Source organism: Clostridium sp. HBUAS56010 (genome assembly GCF_007115105.1).
In the GTDB taxonomy this organism is placed as follows: domain Bacteria; phylum Bacillota; class Clostridia; order Lachnospirales; family Lachnospiraceae; genus Lacrimispora.
The window spans coordinates 1-8,610 of the sequence record NZ_SULJ01000027.1 but is presented as its reverse complement, the minus strand read 5'-3'; the positions used below and the strand labels follow the sequence as shown (position 1 = coordinate 8,610).

Below are 8,610 nucleotides of genomic sequence, written 5' to 3'. Positions count from 1 at the left end.
ATTCTCTTTGACATTATAAAACCTCCAAACTGTTGTAATCATCTTACATCAGTTTAGAGGTTTACACAATCTTTGGGATACTCTCTATAGTCATGGTGCCCGATTCACTCACTCTGAACCAATACACTTTTTTATATGTCTGTACTTCCGTGTCTTCACGGAATTTGTCTTTCGTATACTCTGCTTCTCTTGCCACAATAAAAAGACCTTCCATAATTTTACATTTATCATAGAAGGTGTAATATATTCTTATAATAACCATCACAACCTCATGGCAAATGGCTTGCACTATTGTCACAATAAATTGTAATTGCTTCGTTTACAAAATCCGCTAATCGTTCATCTCCATAGCTGTTAATGGTATTTAAAAAGCGTTCATCCGAAATATACAACAAGCCTAAATACCGCAACATTTCAATGGAGCAATCAAAGTAATTTGCTGAAAGAAAACCTCTCCACTCATGAATACCTGCCTGAACCCCCTTACTGTCTGGTGCTTCATTAATATACTTAAAAATTTTTCCGAAATTTTTCCGCGCGGTACTGTCTATTAGCTGCCACTCTTTATTTTTTTCTATACTGGCACTTTTATTTTTGTACTGCTGATAGGCTGATGTATTTCCCCATCGCTCCAAAACTTCTTGCTGATATCCCTTTTGTAATTCAATGATATTATCTTTATTGAATACAGAAAAATTTATTTCACTTTCTCCCTTCAAAGCTTTATCAATAAGCCGGATTAACTCGTCGATGTGTTTTCTTTTTAGTACAAGGATTTTAATGTGCTTTTTTAGAGCTTCCTCTTTGCTATAAACAGGCGCAGACATGATAGATTTAATTTGTTTGAGATTAAAACCCACTTCTTTAAAAAATAAGATTTGCTGTAACCTATCTAAATCTTCATTGGAGTAAAAGCGGTATTTTGCATTTGAAACACTGGAGGGCGACAATAATCCTATTTGATCATAGTAATGCAGAGTACGAACGGTTATACCCGTTATTTTTGCAAGGACATTTACTGTCATTAAGTCTTCTTTATTCATCCCAGAAATCCTCAATTTCTCTAAGAATTTCTTCTGTAGGGGTAAGGGTAGCTTCAATAATGGTTTTGCCCGTTTTCTTCAAATAATGTTTTATCATGTGGTAACCGCAGGCATATCCGGCACAGTATGGCAGACCTACTGGAAAGAAGCCTCGCATATTTGCCATTTCATCACCGTAAAGATATGCTGTCAAATTATCAAATCCCGTTACTTCAAGGCCCTCTTTGATAATAGGCTTTATATAACCGTTTAGCGTATCCAAGTCTGTTTTCTTTACCCAAGGACCGACCATATCTTCACCATAGATTGGCACAGCGAAATTTTCTGCCAGTCCTTCATTCACAAAACAGTTTATAGAATCCTCAATAGACTTCTGACATTCGTCCCAAAACTGATTTGAAGAAAGCAATTCGATGCTTTCCCTTTGTGTATCGTCAATTTTTGTTGGAGTTAAATATCCAATCAAACTGCTTGCCATAATCACATCGTATCCTTGTTTTTGCTGGGCCTTCAAGGGAATATTGTAGCAAGACCACTTAAATTCAAAGGGCTTCATTAACTCGTACCGATAAATATCATCTTTTTATCTGTAGGTGCAATCAAAATCTTTTTGTAGATTTCATCTGAACGAACACTTTTGATTTCCATATTATTAACTCCATTTCTTTAATTACTAGTTACCACTATACACTATGACGTAACGATAGAGTCAATAGCTTTAAAAAATTTATGGATTTAATTCTAAGTTTGAATAATAAAGATGAAAATATTACTACATTCAATACTTATCATCACTTTTACAACACCTTCTTAATAAATTTAAAATTTCTAATAGCTTCTTCCGCCAACTCTTGATTCTTCTGCTTCTGCCAAAAAACAACAAATAAAAGTTCAATACACTGCATCATAAGCGGCAGTGCTTCTTTTTCACATTCCTCTAGCATACTAATACTTTCATATCCCCTAAGGAATTGACTTACAAAAACAAGCCAGTTATCCTTTATCGCTGCCAAATCTTTTTCTCCTGACAATTGCCCTGCAATGAAATATGCGATGTCAAATAAACGAGCATCTTTCTTGCCCAAATCAAAATCTAATACACCAGTCAGAGTTGTTCCTTCAAATAACAAATTACCATAATGTAAATCTCGATGAATTTGCTGTCTTGGTAGTTGTGGGTAAATACTGCACAGTTCTTCTATTGGTTCCAACCATTCATCTTTTGTTAAGCACCTGCTAGTAGAAAGCCCATTGTTAATCCATCCTCGCAGTTCCGCATCAAAAGAATTCTGATCTTCTTCCTTATCAGTTAGCGCCATAAATGCACGGTGAATTTTTGCAATAATCTTGCCTATTTCATAAGCAATAACTTCATAATCCTGGCAAAATACTTCTCTTATATGATTTCCTTCTAACTTTTCCATTAACAAATAGCAGCCTTCTTGCAACACTGCATAGTCTCTACCATCTTTTAACTTCACAATATGGGGAACAGGAACCCCTTCTGCACGCAATGCCACAGACATCTTCATATTATTTTGTGCATTGCTGTCTGATTTTACCAACTTTAAAATATACGACCCACCAACTTCCCATGTTGTTGGTGTAGTAGAAACTAAATCTCCTTCAATTCCCCAATATTCTTTAATATCTAACGGCATAGATATCCCCCCTATAACTTTAAATTTACCAACTTAAACATTTTCTATAAATATATCATCCTGATTTTTATTTTTCTACCTCAAACATAAATCGTATTAATAATAAGGTGACATATCTCTCCATTCTTGCATCTCCAATTATCATATTGCACAAGTTTACATCTGTAAATCTGGCACCACTCATGTTAGTGTTCTGGACGATCACTTCGGAAAGATTACTGTTTGATCTTCAAGGAGCACCTCCGTGTTTTAAATCCAAATATTTTTTTAAAGCAAATATAGACTCATCACTGATAATATGCTCCATTTTACAAGCATCCGCACTTGCTGTCAGTTCACTAACATTGCAACACGAATTCAAAAAGTGCCTTATAATGTGGAACTTAGCAGTAATGATTTCTCCTTTTTTGCGTCCCTCCTCAGTAAGCCGAATTTCACCGCCCAAAGGTTTGATGACCAACCCTTCTTCCTGCAATGTAGTCACCGCGCTATGGACACTAGGCTTTGAAACTCCTAAATATACAGCAATGTCAATTGAACGTACTAAGTCAGTTCTTTTAGACAACTTATATATAGCCTTTAAATATTCCTCCCTTGAAGGACTAAGTTTTGTTTCCGAATACTGAGAACTATTTTGTTGCACAGCAAACCACCTCTTTTAAACTTTAGTTAAATGTGTATAGGTACCATACGCTATGATACAATTATTTGGCTTTTTTCCTTTTTAAGCAATTGTCATTCTCGATATCTTCCGATTGTCTGACCAACATATCTGTTTGCGGAAACATCGGGTAACCATATGAATAATAAAATGGCCCACAGTAAAATTGAGAAAAGGAGCCAAAAAAAGCTTGAAGCATGCTCTGATCAGCTTTAAGTTTTTGCAAATATTGCTGTTCGCCCGCCTCACTGTTCTCAAATATATGTTGTTCCTTCTTTTTCTTTCTCATGTTAGTTCCTCCTAACTTATTTGTTCAAAAATGCGTATGGATACCATACGCTTGTGTAAAATTTTTACTTAACAATATTCTCATCGAATGTTTCAATTCTGCTTATCATGGATGAAAAGAAGCTTAACATAAACTCCAGCTCCTTTTCAGTCGCATTCTGCAATTCTTCTTCCACCATGCCGTTTAAAATGTCATGGTAGTGCATATGATTTTTATGAGCTTTTTTTCCCTTTTCTGTGAGACTCAATGAATATCTAGACAAATTTAACTCATCAATCTCCTTTTTTACTAAAGCCTTTCTCTCTAGCTTTTTAAGAATTTCGGAAACCGCTCCTTTTGTTACTCCTAAAATATCTGCCAGACCGCCTACATGAATTCCTGGGTGCTCAGCTATTGCTTTTATTACATGGATTTCGGAGTGAAAGATTGGTACATCCGTCCCATAGTAACGTGTTTTTTTATCTAGTTCTATTAAAGCAAACGCCAAATCTAAGGATTCATCTGCAATTTTATGTTTGTTCTTTTTAATCTTTTCCATATCAATAGTATATGGTTGCCATACGCTTTTGTCAAGTCACTATTGTATAAAAATTCAATATGGAAATCAAACAAATCATAATAAGCCAAAAACAATTGTAAAGCTATTTGCAAATCACAAAATCAAGATTGCTCTTTATTTTGTTTTATTCTCACACTCTTTATCACTCCATAGAAATATTGGTATGGTTTCTTTGACCATATTTATGATTTTATCAGCCTGGCCTGAGAAGACGGTATGCTTTAAAAAGCAGCTGAAACTAAGGATTTCTTCGTATCTATTCGTTGTAGAAGCACAACAGTATCCACATGTTTTGGCGAGAAACAAAGATGCCAAGTGAGACTGGTGGTCCCTGACCGCAGAGTGTATTACGTTCTGGCGTAATTGAAAAGTATCACATTCAGAGCCGCATACTTGATGGAATGCTCCACTTTCTCTGCTCTAAATGTGATACTTCTTTAAGATTTATACCGTGTACCAGGGAGAAATAATCACCACTATTTTTAGTTTATTACCTCAAAATAATAGAAAATGTATCCGAGGCATTTCCGAAAAAGCCAATATAACCATTAGCCGGTAGTTTTACTGGGCCGTTACCATTTACAGTTGAACAACTGATACATGTATTATTTTCATCGTATACTGCAAAAGCAGCATTTTGAGGCATTTTTACTGTTACTATTTTATCAGCCGAGTTCTCGTTTATCTGATACCAGCGGGCATATCCATTTTCCGGTATTGTCGTAGTTGTTACATCAGAATTCATCGGAGGAATATCTGCTTTATTGACAAAGGTCATATTATACATTTGCAGATACTCCATATTATTTTCTTTAAAAAATTTATAATCTGTCGTATCTCTTCCATTCATTACAGGAATTTGCACCATATTAACAGCATTATTTTCATCAATAATTTTAGCTCCGGAAACATAACCATTTTCCAGGTCTATCATCAATTTACCTGGTAACAATGGAATAAGGAAATATTGAGAGCTTGGCTTTTCCGTTAATATCAGATAGTCTTTTCCTATCCGTTTTTCCCAAGCTTGGGATACTGCTGTGTCAAGTGAAATTGATTTTACTCTTTGAGAATCATAAAACGCAAAGTAGGTTTGACCAACTCCAGGAAGTGTTAGATAAGCACTAACTTTCATATAGGTATTTTCATTTTTCTGTTGATCAAAACTCACTGTAGTACTGCCATCTTCACTCTTAAAAAGATTATCATCCACATAAACAAACTTCTGCTCCGGGACTAACCCGCCAAGTAATGACGGCATAAGAAATTCTCCGTCTTTAATCTCGATCGTTTTCGAATCCCCGGAAGAAGCCGTATAAAATCCATTGTATTGCTGCATGTCTGCTGGCATATCAACTTTCACAGGCGGGGTAAACGTTTTATCTGGTTGTATTTCTTTTATAATGCCTTCCTCTTTCATCCACTCCTGCAAAATCTGTGTGGCAAACATAATATCATAAATAGATGAGCCGCCAGAAGAGTTCACAGCTACAGCAATATTATGCTTAGGGACCACGATCATTGCAGAATGATATAAATTTGTGTCACCACCTTTAAAAGCTCCTTGAATATTAAAACCTGCCAACGGATAGATATGCACACTATCCCAGCCAAGTCCGTAGGAAATGAAGTTCTCATCTACTTCTGGCCAAATACCGTTTTTATATTCTTCATTCAGCATCGCCTTTGCTGATTTTTTAGACAACAGGCTATTTTTTCCCATTAAGACTTCCCCAAACCGACACATTTCTTCAGCGGTTGAATATATGCCTCCTGCTCCAATGGCGCTTATCGTATCGGTCGGTAATGCTTCCTTATACATAGGCATATATGTTTTGGCAAGATCTGTTCGGTCAAACTCATCCAGAGGGGTTTTCGTACTTTTAAGTTCTAAGGGCTGACTTATATTTTGGTTGATAAATTCTGTAAAAGTCATACCGCTTAACCGCTCCACTAATATTTCAAGCAGCGTAAAACCATCGTTGCAATAAACTGCAATTTCACCAGGATCTGCTTTCAAATTCTGAGTTTGAAGACTGGCAAGTACATCTTTATGAATTTCAGTATTAAAATCATCAAATAAAAAAGTATTCCCAAAACTGGTGCCACTAATTCCTGATGAGTGATTCAACAGCATTCTGGGGGTAATCTGTTTATACCGCTGATCAGCCATTTCAAATTCCGGTATATACGTTACAAGAGGCTCATCCAGATCCAGCAGCCCCCGATCCACAAGCATCATTGAGGCAGCGGATACATACATTTTACTGACTGAACCAATTCCATACATGGTGTCCTTTGTAATTGTCTCTCCATCAGATCCACTTTTACTTCCAGATAATATAAATTTACTATTGTCAATAAGCGCATATTGTACGCTCGCTACATCGTATTGGGATACCAATGTATCTGCTATTTCATTTGCCGTACTCTGTAACTGTGCACTTGGTAACCGATTTTGTTTTCTTTGTGTATATAGAACACAAATTAGTGATGTTATTATTATAATGGCTATCAAAATAATTAAAATTTTTCTTTTCATTTTATCCTCTCATTCCTATCAATTTACTGGTTATTTTCTAAATAGTGCAATTCTTAAGCACTGCTTCCTGTCTAATATATAGCTTTAGCAGGATTTCATTACATTGCAGGAATACCCGGTGTCTCGCTCCAAAGATTTGAATTTTTCTGCTTTGGGGATTTCACGTTACTTCACATTAATATTTCCATTATTCACTACTACCTTGCTATTAAATGCTTTTGTAAGTTGATTCGTTCTGGTAATATAAGACATAAGACCAATCCTTTCTCTGTATGATTGATATTATTGTAGCTTTTTGCATTTTCAAAACTCTTGAATAAATCTTACAAATTTCTTTCGTTCAAAATATCGCCGCTCAAAAGTTTGTTTTTCTTAGGTAATGAATATGAAATTATAATAATGTGTGCTGGGATTTTCGCCTTTTTTGTTTTAGAAAAAGAATTTAGTGTGTATGCGCAGATGTTCCAACCTCGACTTTGCTTAAAAATAGGCTAACTAAAAAGTAATTGTATGATGTAAATGCTCAAGGTGTTGTCACAAAATAATAACGTAACACCTCAACCTAATAAGATATAATCATATTAGGAAAAGAGGAATGTATAATGACGCATTATTATGAAGCAGAGTTTGAAAAGAAAATCGTCCATCTCCATTTAGAAGAAGGTCGTACCTTAAAAAGTTTACAAGATGAATACAGCGTATCCAAATCCAGTATCTCCATCTGGGTAAATCAATTTCGTAACGAAGACCAAACAAATAAAGAAGCCAAAGAAGATTACGATTATATGAAGGAAAACCTTCGACTCAGAAAAGAATTGGAAGAAATGAAAAAATCCTTACTGTAATACAAAATATTTATCATGTGTATGAAGGGGTAGACGGATACAGAAGTATGCGTGTATTCTTAGAACACAAAAATATATATTTATGTGCACCAACCGTTCATAAATATACGAATGGATGGTCTATAATTAAGTGGACAGTTATTATAAGCGCTTGTTAAATAAATTATAAATTAAAAGGAGTTAAGCCTATGACTGTTGAAAAACGTCCTCGCCGTACCCTATATGGACGAATTCAAGAACCAAGTAGTACAATTATATAATAACGGAAAACGTAACAAACATTTTAAAATGGAGAATGACATACGAAAGCAAGCAGCGCTGATCTTAGAATGTGATCAAAGGGAATCTTCACAAATACTCTGTGTCAGCAATGTGTAAAGTCCTACAAATTCCAAGAAGTATCTATTATTATGAAGCAAAAACAAAACCAGATGAATCTGAGCTAACAGCAGATATCGTTGATATATTTAAATTGAGTCCCAATAATTACGGTACCAGAAAATAAAATTTGATTTAAAAGATAGAAATGTTAACCCCTAGTGTTCTGTTACGAGAGTATCCCAAAGATTGTGTAAACCTCTAAACTGATGTAAGATGATTACAACAGTTTGGAGGTTTTATAATGTCAAAGAGAATGCGTGACGAATCACCACAAAAACAGGCTATGAGAAAAATAATGAAAGAATATCTAAAAAACAATGATGTTCAAGTCAAGAATGGTACCGACGTCAACTCTGTTATGAGAGATATGATGTCTGTACTGCTGGAAGGTGTTCTGGTCGAGGAACTGGATGAAGAATTAGGTTATTCAAAGTATGATTATCGGAATAAGGATACCGATAATAGCAGAAACGGACATTCTTCCAAAACCATGCATACCTCTTATGGTGATATGGAGGTGGCAATTCCACGTGACCGAAATGGAGATTTTGAACCCCAGGTTATTAAAAAGTATCAAAATACGGTTACCCAGGACATGGAGGAAAAGATTATATCTATGTATGCCAAAG

9 protein-coding genes and 2 pseudogenes are annotated in these 8,610 nt (G+C 35.3%); 3 read left to right on the top strand and 8 right to left on the bottom strand.

The window, feature by feature from the left end; all coding sequences use genetic code 11:
• Positions 1-61 precede the first annotated feature (61 nt).
• From FAY33_RS18685 to FAY33_RS18645, 8 genes are all read right to left on the bottom strand, one after another.
• Positions 62-262, bottom strand: coding sequence for a hypothetical protein (locus FAY33_RS18685; RefSeq protein WP_143322904.1), 201 nt, complete (start codon positions 260-262; stop codon positions 62-64).
• Positions 263-269: 7 nt separating this feature from the next.
• Positions 270-1,043 (bottom strand): MerR family transcriptional regulator, encoded by a 774-nt coding sequence (locus FAY33_RS18680; RefSeq protein WP_143322901.1) that lies wholly within the window; start codon positions 1,041-1,043, stop codon positions 270-272.
• Positions 1,036-1,521: a DUF2268 domain-containing putative Zn-dependent protease gene (locus FAY33_RS18675; RefSeq protein ID WP_347562723.1), complete on the bottom strand. Its 486-nt coding sequence runs from the start codon at positions 1,519-1,521 to the stop codon at positions 1,036-1,038. The genes FAY33_RS18680 and FAY33_RS18675 overlap by 8 nt, the downstream gene beginning before the upstream one ends.
• Positions 1,522-1,840: 319 nt before the next feature.
• Positions 1,841-2,704 carry a phosphotransferase gene (locus FAY33_RS18670; RefSeq protein ID WP_143322899.1) on the bottom strand — a complete coding sequence of 288 codons (864 nt, stop codon included), beginning with the start codon at positions 2,702-2,704 and terminating at the stop codon, positions 1,841-1,843.
• 229 nt (positions 2,705-2,933) lie between these two features.
• The gene (locus tag FAY33_RS18660) at positions 2,934-3,347 is read right to left on the bottom strand and encodes a metal-dependent transcriptional regulator (RefSeq protein ID WP_143322894.1); all 414 of its coding nucleotides are present in this window, start codon (positions 3,345-3,347) and stop codon (positions 2,934-2,936) included.
• Positions 3,348-3,408: 61 nt separating this feature from the next.
• Positions 3,409-3,654: a hypothetical protein gene (locus FAY33_RS18655; protein ID WP_143322891.1), complete on the bottom strand. Its 246-nt coding sequence runs from the start codon at positions 3,652-3,654 to the stop codon at positions 3,409-3,411.
• A 64-nt stretch (positions 3,655-3,718) separates the two neighbouring features.
• Complete coding sequence (locus tag FAY33_RS18650) at positions 3,719-4,192, bottom strand: MarR family transcriptional regulator (RefSeq protein WP_143322885.1); 474 nt, start codon at positions 4,190-4,192, stop codon at positions 3,719-3,721.
• A 511-nt stretch (positions 4,193-4,703) separates the two neighbouring features.
• A complete protein-coding gene (locus FAY33_RS18645; RefSeq protein ID WP_143322884.1) occupies positions 4,704-6,755 on the bottom strand; it encodes a serine hydrolase domain-containing protein in 2,052 nt (683 codons plus the stop codon).
• Positions 6,756-7,357: 602 nt separating this feature from the next.
• On the opposite strand from FAY33_RS18645, the pseudogene FAY33_RS18640 reads away from it, so the two are divergent.
• The 3 genes and pseudogenes from FAY33_RS18640 to FAY33_RS18635 form a co-directional block, all read left to right on the top strand.
• A pseudogene (locus tag FAY33_RS18640) lies at positions 7,358-7,662 on the top strand (transposase); the annotation flags it as partial.
• Positions 7,663-7,788: 126 nt separating this feature from the next.
• Positions 7,789-8,102: pseudogene (locus tag FAY33_RS20005) on the top strand (IS3 family transposase); the annotation flags it as partial.
• A gap of 120 nt (positions 8,103-8,222) precedes the next feature.
• Positions 8,223-8,610: transposase (locus FAY33_RS18635; protein WP_243126843.1), on the top strand; the 388-nt coding region annotated here is incomplete at its 3' end.

What these genes read in the sequence shown, in the direction of transcription:
- FAY33_RS18650 (WP_143322885.1), bottom strand. Translation starts at nt 4,192, where the DNA reads ATGGAAAAGATTAAAAAGAACAAACATAAAATTGCAGATGAATCCTTA.
- FAY33_RS18655 (WP_143322891.1), bottom strand. Translation starts at nt 3,654, where the DNA reads ATGAGAAAGAAAAAGAAGGAACAACATATATTTGAGAACAGTGAGGCG.
- FAY33_RS18680 (WP_143322901.1), bottom strand. Translation starts at nt 1,043, where the DNA reads ATGAATAAAGAAGACTTAATGACAGTAAATGTCCTTGCAAAAATAACG.
- FAY33_RS18670 (WP_143322899.1), bottom strand. Translation starts at nt 2,704, where the DNA reads ATGCCGTTAGATATTAAAGAATATTGGGGAATTGAAGGAGATTTAGTT.
- FAY33_RS18645 (WP_143322884.1), bottom strand. Translation starts at nt 6,755, where the DNA reads ATGAAAAGAAAAATTTTAATTATTTTGATAGCCATTATAATAATAACA.
- FAY33_RS18675 (WP_347562723.1), bottom strand. Translation starts at nt 1,521, where the DNA reads ATGGCAAGCAGTTTGATTGGATATTTAACTCCAACAAAAATTGACGAT.
- FAY33_RS18685 (WP_143322904.1), bottom strand. Translation starts at nt 262, where the DNA reads ATGGTTATTATAAGAATATATTACACCTTCTATGATAAATGTAAAATT.